Source organism: Chryseobacterium sp. FP211-J200, from assembly GCF_001643375.1.
Classification (GTDB): Bacteria; Bacteroidota; Bacteroidia; order Flavobacteriales; family Weeksellaceae; genus Epilithonimonas; species Epilithonimonas ginsengisoli.
In genome coordinates, this window is sequence record NZ_LSHB01000025.1 from 80,580 (window position 1) to 100,676 (window position 20,097).

Here is a 20,097-nt window from a genome sequence, read left to right on the forward strand (position 1 = left end):
TTTTGAGATTATTTTGCTCCCGGCCAAACGCCATCGTAAGCAGAGTTACCGTAGTCGATCTTCTCTGCACTTACTACGAAACTGATGAACATATTATCTTCATTCAAAGCATCATAGTCAACTTCATGTTGAATCACATATCCATTTTCCCATTTCAAAGTTGTCAAAGTACCTTCTTCATGAGATTTGTTGAACGTCACTTCACCATTTGTAGGTTTGTATTTTCCGTTCAGTAAGCTTTCCAAGATGCCTGAATCTTCTGTGGCTTCCACGGTGATCTTGATCAACGCATTTGATGGGTCCGATGCTACTCTACCCGATACATCAGTGGTTCTTGATACACCATAATTAAGTTTAAGGATCTTTTGCTCTGCTCCGCCGTTGAATTTTAAAACGGCTCTTGAATTGTTTGCCATGATTTCTAAAATTTTATTTGTTAATAAATGATTTGTTTTCTTGTTTTTGATAAACCAAAGATAGAACCACCAATTTATTTTTTCAATAGTAAAATTACTACACTTTTATAAAATTTAAAAAAGCCAACCTCACACATAATCAACTGGCAATTAGCAAACAAACAAAGCCATCTACATCGAAATAAGTTCTTGGTATTTTAGATTATTAAAGATTTAATTAAGCTCAATATTATTAAAATTAATCTCTTTAGGATTGTTAAAAAAAAGAAGCAACACTTTTATAATGTTGCTTCTTTTGAGATTATTATTGCTAATCAATTCAAATTTCAAAAAGTGAATTTAAATTGATGTTACTGTTTCAGAATCTGTCAGAAACTGCAATTCTCTTTTTTCAGGTTTGATGAGTTGTAAAGGATATAACTTAGGATTGTACTCGCCATTCAAAACTTCATTCAAAGCGTGTTTTTTTGACGCTCCAAAGGTAATCACCAAAACGTGTTCAGCTTTGTTGATGATCGGCGCCGTCAATGTGATCCTGTACATTTCTTGTGGTGCAAGATAGTACGCATCTACCCATTTTTTATTTTCATTAAGGACCTGTTCTCCTGGAAACAATGAGGCTGTGTGCCCATCATCACCCATTCCTAAAAGTATAAAATCAAACCGTCCTTCTTCGCCTAGGATATTTCTGATCTCATTTTCATATTCCACAGCATAATCTTCTGGAGAAATCCCTTCTTTGAACATTGGAAATATCTGATTTTTATTGACTGGAACTTCATTCAGAAGTGTTTCGAAGGTCATCTTTGCATTGCTCTTGTCATCATCCAACGGAACCCAACGCTCATCCACCCAAAAGAAATAGATATTTTTCCAATCTATTTTTTCTGCATAGTCTCTAGTTGCAAGCAATTTGAAAATAGCCTTTGGTGAACTTCCACCACTCAATGCCACCACAAATTTTCCTCTTTCCTGAATGGCTTCTTTGGCAAGATCAACAAATTGATCTGCAGCCTCTTTATAAAGTTGATCTAAATTATCTACTATCGTAACGCCCATATTTTATACTTCAATTTCAATTAAATTATTCCCAAGCATGTTCTTCCCTTTGAAGCAGAAGTTCGCACTGCTCCGGTCCGCTGCTTCCGGCACTGTAGTTTGGAAAGCTTGGGTCAGGATTGTTTTCCCAATATTCCTGGATCGTCTTCACAACATCCCACGCCTCTTCTACCTGGTCGGAACGCATAAACAAGGTAAGGTCACCTTCCAAGGCATCTAATAATAATGTCTCATAAGCTTCCGGCGTATCTTCTTTGCAGGAAAAATAATCGAAAATCATTTCCACAGGTTTCAGTTCCACGGTCAATCCCGGTTTTTTTGTCATAAACTGCAATCGGATATCCATCAAAGGTTGGATATTGATAATCAGCTTGTTCTGAGAAAGTGGATGTTTTCCAGCTATAAAGGTGGATTGCGGAAGCGGTTTGAACTGGATTGTAATATAAGAATGCTTCTCCTTCATACGTTTGCCTGTACGGACGTAGAAAGGAACACCTTCCCAACGCTCATTGTCCAGATAGAATTTGATAGCGGCAAAAGTCTCTGTGTTAGAGTCAGCAGCTACACCTTCTTCCTCACGATAACCTTTGACCTTAACACCTTTTACAACGCCTTCTCCATATTGACCTCGCACGGCATAATGGCTGACGCGATCCAATGGTATTCTTCTGATCGATCTCAGAACATCTACTTTTCGGTCTCGGATCTCGCCTGCGTCTAAAGAAGCCGGCTGCTCCATCGCTACCATGCAGAGTACTTGAAGCAAATGGTTTTGGATCATATCTTTCAAAGCTCCCGTGCCTTCGTAAAATCCACCTCTGGATTCTACGCCAACTTCCTCTGCAACCGTGATCTGTACAGATTCCACATATTTGCAGTTCCAAATAGGTTCGAAGATCGAATTTCCAAAACGGAATGCCAGAATATTCTGAACGGTTTCTTTACCCAAATAGTGATCGATGCGGTAAATTTGCTCTTCTTCAAAAGTTCTTGACAACAAACTGTTCAGCTCGATTGCGGAACTCTTGTCGTGTCCAAAAGGTTTCTCGATGATGATACGATCTTGAGCAGGATTGGGAGCTAAAACTGCATTTTTGAGATGTCCAGAAATGACCGAAACGAAATTTGGTGCAATCGATAGATAGAACAATCTGTTCGCTCTCACACCATAATCATTATCAAGTGTTTTTAATTTTTCATCAAGTTCCTTGTAAGAATTCTCTTCGTCGATCTGATGTCTGAAATAGATGATATGTGACGAGAATTTGTCCCATTCTGTCTCAATCGATGTTTGGTTACGAGAAAAAAGAACCAAATTCTCTTTGACATAATTCTTGAAGTCTTCATTTTCCTTATCCGCTCGTCCCAACGCCACAATATTGAATTTCTCCGGCATTCTTCCTTCTATGAACAAATTATAGAATGCAGGAAAAAGTTTTCTTTTTGCAAGATCTCCTGTTGCACCAAATATAATGATACTGGTTGGCTGCAACGCTTTGTTTTCATTCATCCGTTCGACTATTGATTGTTTGTACTTCCCCATTGGGCATGAAAAACACCTTCCTGATCTTTCCTCTGATAAGTGTGGGCACCAAAGTAATCTCTTTGAGCCTGGATCAAATTGACCGGTAAATTTTCGGTCGTGTAAGCATCAAAATAAGCCAAAACAGTTTGCAGTCCAAGTGTTGAGATTCCATTGGCCGTTGCAAAAGCTATTGTTTTTCTCAATGAACTTACTTTTGAGTTGACGATCTCTGCTATAGTTTTACTTAATAAGATGTTGGACAGATTTGGATCTTCCGTGTACACCTCATAGAATTTTTCCAATAAAGAAGAACGGATGATACATCCACCTCGCCAGATCTTCACTACATCTTTCAATGGAATGTGGAATTGATACTCCTCAGAAGCTTTAACCAGCAATGACAGACCCTGTGTATAACTGATTAAGGTAGCAAGGAAAAGTGCATCGCCAACTTCCTGAACGAATAATTCTGTATTTTCTGGTTTTGTGATCTCCCCTTTCGAATATAATTTGGATGCCTGGACTCTCTCATCCTTATAAGAAGACAATGTTCTGGATGCCACGGCTGCATCGATGGTAGGAATGGCAACACCAGTTTCCAGAGCTTCCTCGGAGGTCCATTTACCTGTTCCTTTCGATCCAGCTTTATCTAAGATCTGATCTACTAAAAATCCGCCTGTAATCTCATCTTTCTGTTGGAAGATATCTCTTGTGATCTCAATCAAAAATGAATTCAGCTCGCCATTGTTCCAGTCTTTGAAAACTTCGTAAAGCTGCTCATTGGTCAAATCAGCTCCTCTGCGAAGCAGATCGTAGGACTCACTGATGAGTTGCATGATCGCATACTCGATTCCGTTGTGCACCATTTTCACGTAATGTCCGGCCGCATCTTTGCCCATGTAAGCAGTACAAGCCTCGCCGTTCACTTTTGCTGAAATGGCTTCCAACATCGGACGTACAGAGTGGAAAGCTTCCAGATCTCCGCCTGGCATAATACTAGGTCCAAACCTCGCTCCTTTCTCTCCTCCCGAAACACCCATTCCCATAAAATGAAGACCTAAGGTCACCAGATCGGCCACTCTCCTGTTGGTATCTTTGAAATATGAATTTCCGGCATCTATGACGATATCGCCTTTGCTCAGAAGTGGTTTTATGTTTTCTAGAACGGCGTCTACAGGTTTTCCTGCAGGCACCATTAGAACGATTTTTCTTGGCGTTTCCAGCTTGGATACAAATTCCTCTAGAGAATCTGTTCCTGCAACGGTTGTTCCTGAAGTTGCACCTTCTTCCAGTTCTTTGACCTTCTGTTTGTCAAGGTCGAAACCTGCAATCGAGAATCCGTTATCAGCAATGTTGTAAAGGAGGTTTCTTCCCATCACACCAAGACCGACAATCCCATAATTATACTTTTCCATTTTTACTTATAAATTACTATATTTATTCTGTTCAAAAAATCAGTTCCGATTTTTCTCAACCAAAGATACGAAGATTGCGAAAAAGAGACCGATGACCTTTTCATAATAATATGTGAAATTACTGTTACGTGATCTCGTTTGATATTAAATTTTATTTACCATAGAAAAAAATCAGTTTTAACTATCAGATAGACAAACGATTTGATAATTTGTATTGAAAAAATGGCCTTATCATCGATTTTACATCCAAATATTTCATTTGTCTATAGATCAATTTGAATCAATCAATATTTTCACAGTAACAATCTCATAAATTTTTGAATGAAATACAGTAAACCAAATATGATTAATAATGCTATCTTAGCTTATTGAAAACGCACCTTCGACGTCTTTGAAATTAAATTACTTTCCATGTTCGATGTCTTAATTTCTCACATCAACCACAAAATTGAGTTGGACCAAAATCAAATTGAAACTTTGAAGTCCTTTTTCATTGAGAAAAAACTTCGTAAAAAACAGTTTTTATTGCGGGATGGTGAAGTGTGCAGACATCTTTCTTTTGTGAGCAAAGGGATCTTGAAATCTTATATTACAGATGAAAAAGGCCATGAGCGCATTAGCCTATTCGCATTCGAAGGTTGGTGGATCTCCGATTTCAACAGCTTCATCAACCAAGAAAAATCGGTTCTAGCCATCGATGCTGTAGAAGACTCTGACCTTCTGATGATCAGTTACGAAGATTATGAAAATCTCACATTGACAATTCCTAAAATGGACCGTTATTTCCGAATACTGTACCAAAACAGCTTAGTTACAAAAGACCATAGACTAATTGTCTCCAATAACTTTACTGCAGAAGAAAAATACCTTCAACTGGTAAAAAACAATCCGGAAATGATACAGAAACTGTCGCATAACCTGATCGCATCCTATCTTGGACTAAGTCCCGAAACCATCAGCCGGATCCGGAAAAAACTACTGTTCCGCTAATTGACCTTTATCAAGAAAAACTCATGATCTGTGTCAAGTATTTTAGCTTCATAGCATCTATACCTTTGTTGTTCATTAAAGAAGATGTTAAACAACTAAAATTTATCTTATGGAAAACATTGCATTGGTCGTTGGTTCTACAGGAATTACAGGTAGCAATCTTGCGCAGGAATTGATCTCAAAAGGCTGGGTAACTTACGGTCTGGCAAGAAATCCGAACAATGACATCCCTGGTCTACGAACCATAAAGGCAGATCTGCTGGATGAGCAGAATTTAAGTATTGCCTTGGAAAATATCGCACCGACACACGTTTTCTTCAATACCTGGATGAGAAACGATACGGAGGAAGAAAATATTCGTATCAACAGTTCTCTGGTAAGAAATCTCCTGAACGTCCTGTCTCCAAAGAGATCCGTACAGCATGTTGCTCTCGTAACTGGTCTGAAACATTATCTAGGTCCCTTCGAAGCCTATGCAAAGAAAGGAACTTTGCCCGAAACGCCGCTGAGAGAAGAACAACCACGATTGGAATATCCCAATTTTTACTACGCTCAGGAAGACGTCGTTTATGAAGCTTCAAAAAGAGACCATTTTACATGGAGCATCCACAGACCACATACCGTCATCGGATATGCCATCGGCAACCTGATGAACATGGGAATCACATTAGCAGTCTATGCAACGATCTGCAAAGAAACCGGGTCCAAATTTATCTGGCCGGGTTCGGAAGCGCAATGGAATGGTCTTTCCGATGTCACAGATGCAAAAGTCCTGGCCAAACAGCTCATATGGGCCTCAACAACCGAAGCTGCTAAAAATGAAGCTTATAATGTGACCAATGGAGATATCTTTCGCTGGAAATGGTTATGGCAAAAGATAGCCGATCATTTTAATATCGAGGCAGAAGGCTTTGATAAGTCCATCAGGCCGCTTGAAAATGTCTTGAACGGAAAAGAGCAAGTTTGGAAATCGATTGCAGAACGTTACGAATTGAAGGAAGCAGACCTTTCAAAATTGTCCTCAGCTTGGCATACAGACCTGGACCTAGGAAGGCCGATCGAGGTGATGACCGATATGTCTAAAAGCAGAAAGGCCGGTTTCGCTGTTTTTGAAAGCACTGAAGATTCATTCTTGAATCTATTCGAAAAATTAAGGCTCGAAAAAATAATTCCTTAACATCTCTATTACAAAAAAAAACCTGCTCAGATGGCAGGGATTTTTTGTGACAGTCGCTTATTTCTTAGATTCTTCGACTGAAATTTTTCTGAATTCTTTGAACAATTTGCTCAGTTCCAAAGCAGATTTTCTAGCTCTAGTTCCTGCTGCCTTGTTTCCTTTTTCGGATTGTTGGTTAGCTTCGCTAGCAAATGCTTCAAATTCTGCACTGATCTTTTCAATAAGTTCTTTCATAAAGTTTATAATTTTAATGTTAAATTGGGTTGCAAATATAAATGAAATCAAATAACTTTTACATTATAAACAAACGCTTTTTTTAACTTTTTGGATGATATACTCTATTTTGGTGCAGCCAGTTTTTTCACCATACCTTTAAAAATAATTCCGTGAAACGGCAAAACAGAATACCAATACAATCTTCCGACAAGTCCATGTGGACGGAAAACTGCCTTCTGCCATAGTTTTCCTTTGTATAATTTGAACATCAGCCAAGCCTCTCCCGGCAATTTCATTTCAGCAAAAAGGATGAGTTTTCCCTCTTTCCGATTGGCATAAAGAACTCTCCAAAAATCCAATGCGTCACCTTCGTGAAGATTCGAGGGATGGGTTCTTCCTCTACGCAATCCAGGACCTCCGACCAAAACGTCCAGAAAACCACGAAGTTTCCAAAGATTCTGCACGTACCAGCCATTTTTACCTCCGAGACTGAAGAATCTATCAATACATTTTTCGCGGTCATCGTAAGTTGCACTTCTCAGATCGGTAAAACAGCCAAATTTTGGAACATCCAGATATTCTTTGAGTGTCGAGTCATGCCTACTGCTGATGAAACTGTCCTTCCAGCTGGAGCTGATCTCATTGGATTGGATCTTTGCCAAGGTTCTCTTTAATGCTTCAACGTAAGAAAAAGGTGTTATTCCTGTTATCTGTTTTATTTCAGCTAAGCTTTCCGGCTTACAAATGACTTCAATTTTCATGCTCCCAACCAAAGATGACGCTAAATTATAGGAAGTAGAAGTGATGAAATACAGCCAGTAAGAAGACAATTTTGGGGTCATGACAGGTAGCGTAAAGATCTTTCTTTTCAGACCTCTGACCTTGGCATATCCTAGAAGAATCTCTTTGTAAGTGAGAACATCATCACATCCTATGTCAAAACTTTTGTGATAGGCTTCTTTTTTAAATAAGGTGAAAATCAGAAAATCTAGAACGTTAGCTATACCGATCGGCTGACATTTGGTATCCAGCCATTTTGGAGTCACCATCACAGGTAGCTTCTCTACAAGGTCACGGATGATCTCAAAAGATGCACTACCTGAACCAATGATGATTCCTGCCCGCAAAACTGTCGTAGCGATTTGACTTTCCATTAATATCTGCTCTACCTGATATCTGGAATTCAAATGCTTCGATAGCTCGGTTTGATTGACCAAGCCTGACAAGTAGATGATGTGCTCACACTGTGTTTTTTCAATCTCAGAAACAAAATTGCGTGCACATTCTTTTTCCACATCTTCATAATCCTCGGTATTGCTCATAGAATGCATGAGATAATAAGCACCAGAAATGTCCTCAGGAATGTTTTTCAAGGTGTCTGGCTTCAGAAAATCGATTTCTATGACATCGATCAAAGAACTGTCTATCCCTGACGGTTTTGAAAATCGATCTTTATCCCGACAACAACAAACCACTTTGTAACCTTGTGCCGTGATCACGCTGATCATTCTTTTGCCAATATAACCTGTTGCACCCGTGAGTAGTATCTTTTTCATGAGATCTTCTTTAATTGTTCAATGCCCGAGAATATTCTGTTAAAACCCTTTCTCTCGCAAATTTGTGTTCTACCATAGGTTTTGGATAATTTGGCGTATCAAATTCTTTCACCCATTTTCTAATGTAAGACAAATCTTTGTCAAACTTTTCTGTCTGAGTGGTCGGATTGAAAACCCGAAAATATGGTGCCGCATCACATCCGCAACCTGCTGCCCATTGCCAGTTCCCATTGTTTGCAGAGAGATCATAATCATTTAGTTTTATGGCAAAATAAGACTCGCCCCATCGCCAATCGATCAGCAGATGTTTGCAGAGAAAACTAGCGACGATCATCCGTACTCTGTTGTGCATATATCCTGTCTCATTAAGTTGTCGCATTCCTGCGTCTACAATGGGATACCCAGTTTTTCCTTCGCACCAAATCTTGAATTCTTTCTCATCATTTCGCCACTTGATGGCATCATATTTTTCTTTGAATGAATGATGGACCACTTTTGGAAAATGATAAAGGATCTGCATAAAAAATTCGCGCCAGATCAACTCTGAAAGCCATACTTGGTTATGTTTCAACGCAAAGGCAACACACTCCCGAATACTGACCGTTCCGAAACGAAGGGCAATCCCCAATTGCGTCGTACGCTGCAATGCCGGAAAATCACGGTATTTGCCATATTCTTTAATGATTTCGGGATCCAATTTTGGAACTATGAACTTGATGTCAGACTTTATAAAACCTATCTTTTCAAGCGATATAATATCTGAGTATTCCGATGGAAGGAGATTCTTGAGATTTAAATCGAAAATTTTATAATGCTGTGGCGTTAGACTTTCTCTCCACTTTTTCGAGAACGGTGTGTAGACCGTATAGGGAAGTCCATCTTTTTTAACGATCTCATTTTTATCAAATATCACTTGATCCTTAAAAGCTTTGAAAGGAACATTCTTATCCTGAAAATACTCATATAATTCCTTATCACGTTGGATGGCCTGCGGTTCATAATCCCGATTGCAAAACACACCTTGAATATCAAATTCTTCGGACAAAGACATTGATATTTCAAACGGTTTTCCATGAAATGTCCTCAATCTAGACTTATATTTCCGCAGTTCAGAATTGATATTTTCCAAAGCCTGATGGATGTAGTCTACTCTTTTATCTCTTTTGTCATCTAGATTTTCCAGAATATCAGTATCAAAAATAAAAATCGGAACAACAGGAAAACCTGATTCCAATGCATAATGCAAACCCGCATTATCTTTTATTCTAAGATCCCTTCTGAACCAAAATATCGAGACTTTAATTTTCATTAAATGATTATCTTTTTTAACAATTTATCTACTTTCAATTTTAAAGCCGTTTCTGCCAAAGTTTAAAAATAAAATTTCATTTTCATTATTTGATATTTTTTTGATTTTGTCCGAATCCATTTCAATGTTTTCATCTTGAGTATTTTTAAACAATAAAAATAAAATTTCATTTTCATTATTTGATATTTTTTTGATTTTGTCCGAATCCATTTCAATGTTTTCATCTTGAGTATTTTTAAACAAAAAACCTATACTCATTTTAAAAAATTAATCATAACGTAATTCTGATTTCATATGATGATCATTAGGATTTTCTATTTTCGATGGAAGAGGATTGGTCTAATATTTCCATAACTTGTACTTTATAAAAACGAGATCTTTCTCATGACAAATAAACAACTTAATTTTCAACAGGGTTTTACCTTCAGCAAACATATTCCGGAAGAAATATCACATTTTGACCGGGTTTTTGATGTGTTCAAAGACTTGCTCACCCACACTTCCGGCGATATTGAGGAAGCCTTTGACTGGCTCGATATGCTCGATAAAGAATACGATATTTTTACTGATGACTATACACTTGAAGATTTTGAAAAAGACTTGATCAAGCGAGGTTACATCAAAAAAGAAGACGATTCTGAAGATGGAAGTACGGGAACAGGCAAAGGCAAAAATATCCTCACCGCCAAACTGGAAGCGGCTCTGCGCGAATATGCATTAGACCAAATTTTCGGAAAACTCAAAAAAAGTGGTATCGGAAATCACAGAACCAACAGATCTGGTGTAGGTGACGAGCGTGACGGCGAAAACCGAAACTTCCAATACGGCGATGACCTTTCTACAGTCAACATGACCGAAAGTCTGAAAAATGCCCAGATCAACAACGGAATTGCTGATCTTCGAATGACAGAGGACGACCTCATCGTAGAAGAGACCAAGCACAAAGCCCAGATGAGCACCGTTTTGATGATCGACATCAGCCACTCGATGATCCTTTACGGCGAAGACAGGATCACACCAGCAAAAAAAGTGGCGATGGCTTTGGTAGAACTCATCAACAGAAAATATCCAAAAGACTCCATCGACATCATTGTTTTCGGAAATGAGGCTTGGCCGATTAAAATCAAGGACCTTCCCTATCTCCAAGTCGGTCCATATCACACGAATACGGTCGCAGGACTGGAATTGGCGATGGATATTCTCCGTAGAAAGAGAAATACCAACAAGCAGATCTTTATGATCACCGACGGAAAACCAAGTTGTGTGAAATTGCCGAACGGCGAATTTTATATGAACAGTGTCGGCTTGGATGAGATGATTGTCGGGCAATGCCTCAACAAAGCGGCACAGGCAAGAAAACTAAAAATCCCAATCACCACTTTTATGATCGCACAAGATCCTTATTTGAGAAGATTTGTGGAAGCATTCACAGCACAAAACAAAGGTAAAGCTTTTCTGACAGGACTTTCAGGATTAGGCCAAATGATCTTCGAAGATTACGAAAAAAATAGAATTAAAAGAATTTAAAAGATAGAAATGAAAAACGATATTACATTCAAAGAATTAAAACAATCAGGATATACTGATAAAACCATCAATCAAGAGATCCAGGCCAATCTGATTGCGAAAATAAAAGCGAAAGAACCAGTATTTGAAGGACTTTGGGGTTACGAAGATTCTGTAGTTCCGCAATTGAAAAAGGCGATTTTGGCTGGTCATCACATTAATTTATTGGGATTGAGAGGACAGGCAAAAACCCGAATCGCAAGAAGCATGGTCAATCTTTTGGACGAATATATGCCGATTGTAAAAGGTTCCGAGATCAATGACAGTCCGTTCCAGCCGATTTCAAAATTCGCAAGAGATCTAATTACAGAATTAGGTGACGAAACTCCAATTTCTTGGATTCACCGTTCCAATCGTTTCTTTGAAAAACTAGCAACGCCCGACGTGAATGTTGCCGATCTAATTGGCGACATAGATCCCATAAAAGCGGCCACTTTGAAACTTCCCTACTCCGACGAGCGCGTTTTGCATTACGGGATGATCCCGAGAGCGAACCGTTCGATTTTTGTGTTGAATGAATTGCCCGATCTACAGGCGAGAATTCAGGTTTCTTTGTTTAATATCTTACAGGAAGGCGATATTCAGATCCGTGGATTTCAGTTGAGAATGCCTTTGGATATTCAGTTTGTGTTTACAGCCAATCCGGAAGATTATACGAATCGTGGCAGTATCGTGACGCCATTGAAAGATCGAATAGGGTCGCAGATCTTCACGCATTACCCGAAAACGATTGAATTGGCAAAACATATTACCGAACAGGAAGCTCAGATTTCAGCGGAAGACAAATCACAGATTCAAATTCCTGATTTGGCAAAAAACCTTTTGGAAGAAGTTGCTTTTGCAGCCCGTGACAGCGAATATGTGGATGCAAAAAGTGGCGTGAGTGCAAGATTGACCATCAGCGCGATGGAAAATCTAATTGCTGCTGCAAAACTACGTTTGATTGAGAATGATTCTGAAAAAACCTCAGTTCGTTTGTTGGATTTTATGTCCATCATTCCGTCAATCACTGGAAAAATAGAATTGGTTTATGAAGGCGAACAGGAAGGCGCTGACTATGTTGCAAAGATCCTGATTGACAAAGCTGTGATGACGCAATTTGAAAGTATTTTTCCACGCATTTCAAAATTAGAAAAAGAAGGCATCAAAACACCTTACACGGATTTGATCAAATGGTTCAACAAAAATCATTTGGAATTAAATTATACTGATACAGACGAAGAATTTTACACAAAACTCAACAGTATCAACCCATTGGTAACCATTGTTGAAGAAAATGCTTCTGAACTAAGTGCCGAAGACCAAAAATTCTGCAAAGAATTGGTTTTGTGGGCATTGACAATTAGCAAAAAATTAGACAAGTCCGAAAACTCCAGCACCTATACATTTGATTCCGCAGGAATTGGTCAGTTTTTCCGAGACTAAGTTCTGAAAAGGCTCAAATAATTATTAGAAGCAGCAATTTAAAGATTGTTGCTTTTTTTTTTTTAAAATATTCAATTAAAAAAAATTTTGAGAGTGGAATTCTTTGATCATAAAACTTTATTTTTGATATAAATAAATTCTGAATGAGAAGTTTAAAACTAGTTCTACTCTGCTCTATGATTTCAATTGGATTAAAATCTCAGGAGATCAAAGACTGGATCACAGACCCTGTAGAATATGTGAATCCGTTGATGGGAACACAATCTTCCTACGAATTGTCCAACGGTAATACTTATCCGATCATTGGCCTGCCTTGGGGAATGAATTACTGGACACCCTAGACAGGAAAAAATGGGAATGGTTGGCAATACACTTATACTTCCAATAAGATTCAAGGATTTAAACAAACACATCAACCTTCACCGTGGATGAATGATTACGGGCAGTTCTCGATTCTTCCGACGGTTGGCAAACCAGAAATAGACCAAGAGAAAAGAGCAAGTTGGTTTTCTCATAAAACAGAAGAGGTCAAACCATATTTCTATAAAGTTTATCTAGCAGATTACGACGTCTGGACAGAGATTGCACCCACACAACGAGCAGCAATTATGCGATTCACTTTTCCTGAGACCGATAAAGCGAATGTCATTCTCGATGCTTTTGACAAAGGTTCTTACGTGAAAATTATTCCTTCCGAGCGAAAAATAATTGGTTACTCCACGAGATATGCAAGGGGAAAAATGGAGAACTTCAAAAACTATTTTATTCTTCAATTTGATAAGGACTTTAATTCTCAAAATATCTGGAATGATAAAGAAATCTTAGCTTCAAATGTAGAGATCAAAGCTGATCACGTTGGTGCATTGGTCAGGTTCAATCATTTGAAAAAAGGCGAGCAGGTCACGGTCAAAGTTGCATCATCATTCATCAGCCAAGAACAAGCTGAGATCAATCTTAATGAAGTTAAAGACAAAAATTTTGACCAGGTAAAATCAGAAGCTAAAGAAATATGGAACAAGACTTTGAACAAAATTCAGATCAAAGGTGCAACTACGGATCAGGCGAAAACATTCTACAGTTGCCTCTATCGAAGCGTCCTGTTTCCTCAAAAACTATATGAAAAAGACAAAATGGGAAATATCCAACATTACAGTCCTTACAACGGCAAAGTTTTACCTGGATATTTATTCGCAGGAACAGGTTTTTGGGATACATTCCGTGCGCTCTACCCGCTTTTGAATCTGGTTTATCCATCCATCAATGTAGAAATGCAGAAAGGTTTGATCTCCGCTTATCAGGAAGGTGGATTTTTACCGGAATGGAGCAGTCCGGGTTATGCAGACATTATGATCGGCAACAATTCTGCCTCAGTTGTTTCAGAAGCTTACCTCAAAGGCTTGCGAGGTTATGATGCGGAAACGCTCTGGCAGGCTTTGAAACACGGTGCCAACAACGAAGGCCCTGTCAGTGCAGTCGGAAGAAAAGGCGTTGAGGATTATAATAAATTAGGCTATGTTCCAACGGATACAGGAATCGATGAAAGTGCTGCCAGAACTCTCGAATATGCTTATGATGATTACGCGATCTATGAATTTGGGAGAGCACTCAAAAAACCAGAAGCCGAACTTCAGCTTTACAAAACGCGGGCGATGAACTACAAAAAGCTCTTTGATCCAAAGTATAACTTGATGCGTGGAAAAAAGAAAAATGGGGAGTTTCAGGATAACTTTGACCCGTTCGAATGGGGAAATGCCTTTACAGAAGGCAACAGCTGGCATTACACCTGGAGCGTTTTTCAAGATATCAATGGACTCAAAGAATTAATGGGTGGCAAAAACAACTTCGTTAAAATGTTGGATTCTGTTTTTGTAATGCCTCCGACCTTCAACACCAATTATTATAAGGAAGTGATCCATGAGATGCGAGAAATGCAGATCGTAGGCATGGGACAATATGCGCACGGGAATCAACCGATACAACACATGCTCTATTTGTATAACTATGCGGGACAACCTTGGAAATCCCAATATTGGGTAAGACAAGTGATGGACAAGCTATACAAACCTACTCCAGACGGTTATTGTGGCGATGAGGACAATGGGCAAACATCCGCTTGGTATGTTTTCTCAGCGTTGGGTTTTTATCCTGTGACACCTGCTAGTACGCAATATGTTTTGGGCGCACCACTTTTCAAATCGATTAAAATTAATTTAGAGAATAACAATTCAATTACCATTGATGCTCCAAAAAATTCTGACAAAAACATTTATGTTGACCAGCTGAAGCTGAATGGGAAAGATCATTCAAAAAATTGGTTAGATCATTTTGAGCTGCTAAGAGGTGCAAAACTAAAGTTTGAAATGACAGAAAAACCCAATCTCAAAAGAGGAATATCGGATTCTGATGCGCCCTTCTCCATCAGCACTTATGAGAAATGACATATAAATTTATATCAATAAGAGATACGAAGTAATTTTTTTTTACTAATTTTAATTTATTATTAATCATTTGTTAATGAAACACTTTCTTTGGTGTTCCATCTGAACATAAAAAATAATTAAAAAAAAACAAATGAAAACACTTTTACTTGTGAGACATGCCAAGAGCGATTGGCCAGTGGATGTGGAGGATTTCGACCGTCCACTCAATGAGTTGGGATTGATCAACGCTCCTAAGATGGCACGTTTGTTAAAGGATAAATCGATTGTGATAGAAAATTTCATTTCCAGTCCGGCCAGACGGGCTTTGCATACTTGTGAATTGTTTTCGGAGGTTTTTGAAAGACCATATTCGACAGACGCTGGCTTGTACAATCCAAGAGAACGCAACTTCGAGAATCTTATTTTCGGGTTGGATAACGCTATCAATTCTGTTGCTCTATTTTCCCATAACAATGGAATCTCCAATTTTGCAAACTCATTGACAGACGAAATTGTTAACTTACCAACGTCAGGCGTTGTAGGGTACGAAATAGACTGTGATAATTGGAGTGATTTTGCCACAGCAAACAAGAAGTTTCTATATTTCTATTCCCCAAAAAATTTTGCTAAATAGATTTGCTATTTTAATTGAAAATGTAAAACCTCCCAGATATCTAGGAGGCTTTTTTTTATTGTGATCTTATTTTTTAATCTTAAACTCGCTTGCTCCTTCGTAAGGTTTTAGATAACCAAGATTCCAGTTAGATTGTAACAAAGATTCTATAAAAAGGTCATCCCTGAATTTGTGTGGATCATAAGGGGTTTTCAGACTGACATCCGCAATATTTCCTTTCACATTCCACCAAAAAGCGCTCCAGCCACCTCGCAATTCTTTGATGATCTCATAGACCGTCTTTCCGGTAGCACGACTCATCAGTTTTGCAAAGACCTGCCCTTCTGTTGTCGTAAGTTGACGAAGTTGCTTTTCGTAACTGGCAGCCAGCTCGGTCTGTCTCTGCTTCATGTATCGGCTTCTGTCAGCACCTTTCATGTTCGCACTTTCTTTTTGAATGTCACGATATTGTTCTAATGCATCTAAAAAAAGAGGATACACTCTGTTCAGTTTTTTATTAAGGAAAAAATAAAAATTTCTATCCAGCTGATTGTTAAAATGTGGATTGGCTCGCAAAGTCAACTCGTCCATCACGATGACCTGTTCACCATTGATCTTATAAATTTTGGCTTTTTGAGCTTCATCATAGAAATACTCGTTTCCAAATTCATCTTTTTGTAATTTGCTCTTAGGAATCTCATCGAAGGATTTTACCTGCAAAGTGTCTTGTTGCGAAAAACAAAATCCGCTTACAAACAGGAAAACAATCGGCACCAATTTATGAAAAATCATTACTTTTACGTCATCAAAATTAACAAAGATTAATATCAAAAATCATTCCCAATAGATATGAAATTCGAAAAGAAATCAATTAAGTTTTTAGAACAATATTTAAACACCGCTTCGCCAACAGGTTATGAACACAACGGACAAAAAGTCTGGATGGATTACATCAAACCTTATGTTGACAAAATCGAGGTCGATCACTATGGAACGGCTTACGGCATCATCAATCCAGAAGCTGACTTCAAAGTGGTGATAGAAGCTCACGCCGATGAGATCTCATGGTATGTCAACTATATTACAGATGATGGGTTGATCTACGTGATCAGAAACGGTGGATCAGACCAGACCATCGCGCCTTCCAAAGTGGTGAATATCCATGGTGAAAAAGGTATAATAAAAGGCGTATTCGGATGGCCGGCAATTCATACCAGAAGCGCCAATGCAAATGAACCAGTTCCAAAGATCGAAAATATCTTCATCGATTGTGGTGCAACTACCAAAAAGGAAGTTGAAGAATTGGGAATTTTCGTTGGCTGCATGATCACTTATCCAGACGAGTTTTTTGAACTGAATGACCGATATTTCGTTTGCCGCGCTTTGGACAACAGAATCGGTGGCTTTATGATTGCCGAAGTTGCAAGATTATTGAAAGAGAGCAAAAAGAAATTACCGTTTGGACTGTACATCACCAATTCTGTACAGGAAGAAGTGGGACTTTACGGTGCAGACATGATCGCTGACACCATCAAACCGAACATTGCCATTGTGACAGACGTGACCCACGACACCACAACACCAATGATCGAAAAGAAAAAAGAAGGCGATCAAAAATGCGGCGACGGACCAGTTGTTTTCTTTGCACCAAGCGTGCATCACACCATCCGTGAATTGATCATCGACACCGCTAAAACCAAAGAGATCCCTTTCCAAAGAGCAGCAGCCAGCAGAGCAACAGGAACTGACACAGATGCATTTGCGCATTCCAACGGTGGGGTTCCAAGTGCTTTGATCTCATTGCCTTTGAGATACATGCACACAACCGTAGAAATGGTTTCAAAAGAAGACGTGAGCAACGTCATCAAACTGATCTACGAAACCTTGCAAAAGATCAAACCAGATATGAAGCTTAAGTATCATTAAGATGGACAGTTTAATATATCATTTGACCCGCAAACCAACTTTCATATCCACTTCAACCGCATTATTTTTTATTTTTTTAATCGTTTTAAGTGTTTATAAATTAGTAATTCCGCCAAAGGTTGGTTCTGCAGATAATATGATCATTGAAATGCTGGCAATTTTCAGTATCGTTCCATTAGGATTACTTCTAATTGACAGATTATTAGTTAGACTGATAAACAATATAAAATTAACAATCCTAGAAGTGATAATATTTGGAAGCATATTCCTTTATTATTTCTTGGTTGCAGATCCATTCTAGAAATAAAAAGAAAAGTAAAAATGAAAACAAAACTTATTGCACCATCCCTACTTTCCGCAGATTTTGGAAATCTCCAGAGAGACATCGAGATGCTCAACAATTCCCAGGCAGACTGGCTTCACGTAGATGTGATGGACGGCAGATTTGTCCCAAACATCTCGTTCGGATTCCCGGTGATGAAAACCGTTCAGCAACATGCGAAGAAATTCGTAGATGTTCATTTGATGATTGTCGAACCGGAAAAATATGTCGAGGAATTCATCGATTTGGGAGCAGATCTCGTTTCCGTGCATTACGAAGCCTGCGTTCACCTTCACAGAACTATCAATCTGATCCAAAGCAAAGGCGCAAAAGCGGGCGTTGTCCTCAATCCTGCAACTCCGGTTTTGATGTTGGAAGACATTATTGCAGACGTAGATTTGGTTTTATTGATGAGCGTCAACCCAGGATTCGGCGGACAGAAATTCATCGAGAACACGTACAAAAAGATCAGCGAGACCAAAGATCTGATCCTAAGCAACAATTCCACCGCTTTGATCGAAGTTGATGGCGGCGTGAATCTTGACAATGCTTCCAAGTTATTTGACGCTGGCGCAGACGTTCTGGTTGCAGGAAATGCCGTTTTTTCTTCCCCAGATCCAGAAAGAACAATCGAGTTATTGAAGTTATAAAATTATTTGGAGCTTGATCCCGCTATCCGCTATATCTTTTTTTTCCAAGGCTTTTCCCTCAGCAAAAAAAAGGATGCCGCTACTATCGGGGCTATTGACAGTTTAGAAAATATTTGATACAGAAAATAACCCAATGGAAAATTACAACAAAACCATAAAAACCTACAATGAAGTGGCCCTGAACTACGAGAACAAGTTTATGGAAATGGATTTAATGATACGTACGATCTTTTCTGCTCATTATTGAACGCAAATAGCGAAGTTTTAGATATTGGTTGCAGACCAGGAAACATAACCAAATATTTTTTAAAGATCAGAAAGGATTTAAAAATAACAGGAATTGACTTAGCTCCCAATATGATAGAAAGAGCAAAGCTCAATGTTCCAAACGCACACTTCATCGTCAAAGATGCGCTGAAGATCGATGAACTTACAAATACATTCGACGGTGTAGTCATTGGGTTTTGTATGCCTTATTTGAACAGAGAAGACAGCTCAAAATTAATCAGATCATCAAGTGAAAAACTGAATAGCAACGGGATCATTTATATCAGTACAATGGAGGATGACTACAGCAAATCGGGTTATGAAACAACAAGCTTCAACGATGGAAAGGAAGTATATGTGTATTACCATCAGGAAGATCATATAAAGACTGAATTAATAAATAACGGATTTAAGATATTAAAAATTGACCGAAAAGATTATCCAGAACCTGACGGAACGTTTTTGACCGATATGATTTTTATTGCGAGAAAAAAATGAACGGTTCAAAATCCCGAAATCTATTATTTATACAAATAAAAATAGGCTATCAAAAGTGATAGCCTATTTTTTATTTAATTTTCAGAAGAAATTAGAAGATCTCTCTTCCAGAAAAATGGAATTGTGCTTCGATCAAGGCGTTCTCGTCTGAATCAGAACCGTGAACTGCATTTTCTCCGATACTTTTTGCGAAAAGCTTTCTGATAGTACCTTCAGCCGCTTCAGCAGGATTTGTAGCTCCAATTGTAGTTCTGAAATCTGCAACTGCATTATCTTTCTCCAAAACCGCAGCTACGATCGGACCAGAAGACATGAAGTCAACCAACTCTCCATAGAAAGGTCTTTCAGAATGTACTTCGTAGAATTTTTTGGCATCAGCAACAGTAAGTTGCGTCAATTTCAAAGCTTTGATTTTAAAACCAGCTTCACTGATCTTTCCAAGGATCGCCCCAATGTGTCCGTCTGCAACTGCATCTGGCTTGATCATGGTAAATGTGATTTTTCCTGACATTATTTTTAATTTTATTTTTAAAGAAGTGCAAATTTACAATATTTTTTTGTTACATTTGCTCTCGGAAATTCTTTTCTGGGAAAAGATATTTTTTGGCACACAGTTTGCTACTTAATATTCGATTCTCATGTTTAATTTGAGTTTTCATGGTTATTAGTTTTTACCCTGCTTCGGCAGGGTTTTTTGTTTTTGTACCTCAATATTTTGAAATAAAAAAACGGATCAAGATCAAAACC

General features: G+C 38.5%; 19 protein-coding genes and 1 pseudogene. 10 read left to right on the forward strand and 10 right to left on the reverse strand.

Translation table 11 applies throughout. The annotated features are described in order from the left end of the window. Window positions 1–8: 8 nt before the first annotated feature. The 4 genes from tssD to gndA all read right to left on the reverse strand — a co-directional run bounded on the left by tssD (window position 9) and on the right by gndA (window position 4,415). Window positions 9–416 (reverse strand): type VI secretion system tube protein TssD, encoded by a 408-nt coding sequence (tssD, locus tag AXA65_RS09315; RefSeq protein ID WP_063969838.1) that lies wholly within the window; start codon window positions 414–416, stop codon window positions 9–11. Window positions 417–755: 339 nt separating this feature from the next. Continuing rightward, on the reverse strand, window positions 756–1,475 hold the full coding sequence (gene pgl / locus AXA65_RS09320) for a 6-phosphogluconolactonase (RefSeq protein ID WP_063969839.1): 720 nt from the start codon (window positions 1,473–1,475) through the stop codon (window positions 756–758). A 25-nt stretch (window positions 1,476–1,500) separates the two neighbouring features. Then, window positions 1,501–2,985, reverse strand: coding sequence for a glucose-6-phosphate dehydrogenase (zwf, locus tag AXA65_RS09325; protein WP_063969860.1), 1,485 nt, complete (start codon window positions 2,983–2,985; stop codon window positions 1,501–1,503). An 8-nt stretch (window positions 2,986–2,993) separates the two neighbouring features. After that, window positions 2,994–4,415 (reverse strand): NADP-dependent phosphogluconate dehydrogenase, encoded by a 1,422-nt coding sequence (gene gndA / locus AXA65_RS09330; protein ID WP_063969840.1) that lies wholly within the window; start codon window positions 4,413–4,415, stop codon window positions 2,994–2,996. Between the two features lie 411 nt (window positions 4,416–4,826). Here gndA and AXA65_RS09335 point away from each other — a divergent pair, with 411 nt between their 5' ends. Both AXA65_RS09335 and AXA65_RS09340 read left to right on the forward strand, forming a co-directional pair. Further along, complete coding sequence (locus tag AXA65_RS09335; RefSeq protein WP_063969841.1) at window positions 4,827–5,405, forward strand: Crp/Fnr family transcriptional regulator; 579 nt, start codon at window positions 4,827–4,829, stop codon at window positions 5,403–5,405. Window positions 5,406–5,514: 109 nt separating this feature from the next. Next, window positions 5,515–6,582, forward strand: a complete 1,068-nt coding sequence (locus AXA65_RS09340; RefSeq protein ID WP_063969842.1) for an SDR family oxidoreductase — start codon at window positions 5,515–5,517, stop codon at window positions 6,580–6,582. A 57-nt stretch (window positions 6,583–6,639) separates the two neighbouring features. On the opposite strand, the gene AXA65_RS09345 is transcribed toward AXA65_RS09340, so the two are convergent. The 4 genes from AXA65_RS09345 to AXA65_RS09360 form a co-directional block, all read right to left on the reverse strand. Beyond that, window positions 6,640–6,816: a histone H1 gene (locus tag AXA65_RS09345; RefSeq protein WP_063969843.1), complete on the reverse strand. Its 177-nt coding sequence runs from the start codon at window positions 6,814–6,816 to the stop codon at window positions 6,640–6,642. A 104-nt stretch (window positions 6,817–6,920) separates the two neighbouring features. Next, a complete protein-coding gene (locus AXA65_RS09350; RefSeq protein ID WP_063969844.1) occupies window positions 6,921–8,354 on the reverse strand; it encodes an SDR family oxidoreductase in 1,434 nt (477 codons plus the stop codon). Window positions 8,355–8,364: 10 nt separating this feature from the next. After that, window positions 8,365–9,663 carry a cryptochrome/photolyase family protein gene (locus AXA65_RS09355; protein WP_063969845.1) on the reverse strand — a complete coding sequence of 433 codons (1,299 nt, stop codon included), beginning with the start codon at window positions 9,661–9,663 and terminating at the stop codon, window positions 8,365–8,367. 24 nt (window positions 9,664–9,687) lie between these two features. Beyond that, window positions 9,688–9,921 carry a hypothetical protein gene (locus AXA65_RS09360; protein ID WP_063969846.1) on the reverse strand — a complete coding sequence of 78 codons (234 nt, stop codon included), beginning with the start codon at window positions 9,919–9,921 and terminating at the stop codon, window positions 9,688–9,690. 126 nt (window positions 9,922–10,047) lie between these two features. Between AXA65_RS09360 and AXA65_RS09365 the strand changes: the two genes are divergently transcribed. The 4 genes and pseudogenes from AXA65_RS09365 to AXA65_RS09380 all read left to right on the forward strand — a co-directional run bounded on the left by AXA65_RS09365 (window position 10,048) and on the right by AXA65_RS09380 (window position 15,708). After that, the gene (locus AXA65_RS09365; RefSeq protein ID WP_063969847.1) at window positions 10,048–11,190 is read left to right on the forward strand and encodes a vWA domain-containing protein; all 1,143 of its coding nucleotides are present in this window, start codon (window positions 10,048–10,050) and stop codon (window positions 11,188–11,190) included. A gap of 9 nt (window positions 11,191–11,199) precedes the next feature. Further along, window positions 11,200–12,654, forward strand: coding sequence for a sigma 54-interacting transcriptional regulator (locus tag AXA65_RS09370; RefSeq protein WP_063969848.1), 1,455 nt, complete (start codon window positions 11,200–11,202; stop codon window positions 12,652–12,654). 176 nt (window positions 12,655–12,830) lie between these two features. Beyond that, window positions 12,831–15,092: pseudogene (locus AXA65_RS09375) on the forward strand (GH92 family glycosyl hydrolase). Between the two features lie 133 nt (window positions 15,093–15,225). Then, window positions 15,226–15,708, forward strand: coding sequence for a SixA phosphatase family protein (locus AXA65_RS09380; RefSeq protein WP_063969849.1), 483 nt, complete (start codon window positions 15,226–15,228; stop codon window positions 15,706–15,708). Between the two features lie 66 nt (window positions 15,709–15,774). Here the strand turns inward: AXA65_RS09380 and AXA65_RS09385 are convergent, their stop codons facing one another. Beyond that, a complete protein-coding gene (locus tag AXA65_RS09385) occupies window positions 15,775–16,479 on the reverse strand; it encodes a DUF4294 domain-containing protein (RefSeq protein WP_063969850.1) in 705 nt (234 codons plus the stop codon). Between the two features lie 57 nt (window positions 16,480–16,536). Here AXA65_RS09385 and AXA65_RS09390 point away from each other — a divergent pair, with 57 nt between their 5' ends. From AXA65_RS09390 to AXA65_RS09405, 4 genes are all read left to right on the forward strand, one after another. Then, window positions 16,537–17,613, forward strand: coding sequence for a M42 family metallopeptidase (locus tag AXA65_RS09390; protein WP_063969851.1), 1,077 nt, complete (start codon window positions 16,537–16,539; stop codon window positions 17,611–17,613). A gap of 1 nt (window position 17,614) precedes the next feature. Further along, the gene (locus tag AXA65_RS09395; RefSeq protein ID WP_063969852.1) at window positions 17,615–17,914 is read left to right on the forward strand and encodes a hypothetical protein; all 300 of its coding nucleotides are present in this window, start codon (window positions 17,615–17,617) and stop codon (window positions 17,912–17,914) included. A gap of 20 nt (window positions 17,915–17,934) precedes the next feature. Then, a complete protein-coding gene (rpe, locus tag AXA65_RS09400; RefSeq protein ID WP_063969853.1) occupies window positions 17,935–18,585 on the forward strand; it encodes a ribulose-phosphate 3-epimerase in 651 nt (216 codons plus the stop codon). Between the two features lie 243 nt (window positions 18,586–18,828). Beyond that, complete coding sequence (locus tag AXA65_RS09405) at window positions 18,829–19,350, forward strand: class I SAM-dependent methyltransferase (protein ID WP_086048144.1); 522 nt, start codon at window positions 18,829–18,831, stop codon at window positions 19,348–19,350. A 91-nt stretch (window positions 19,351–19,441) separates the two neighbouring features. Here the strand turns inward: AXA65_RS09405 and AXA65_RS09410 are convergent, their stop codons facing one another. Next, window positions 19,442–19,861 carry a nucleoside-diphosphate kinase gene (locus AXA65_RS09410; RefSeq protein ID WP_063969854.1) on the reverse strand — a complete coding sequence of 140 codons (420 nt, stop codon included), beginning with the start codon at window positions 19,859–19,861 and terminating at the stop codon, window positions 19,442–19,444. Window positions 19,862–20,097 lie beyond the last annotated feature (236 nt).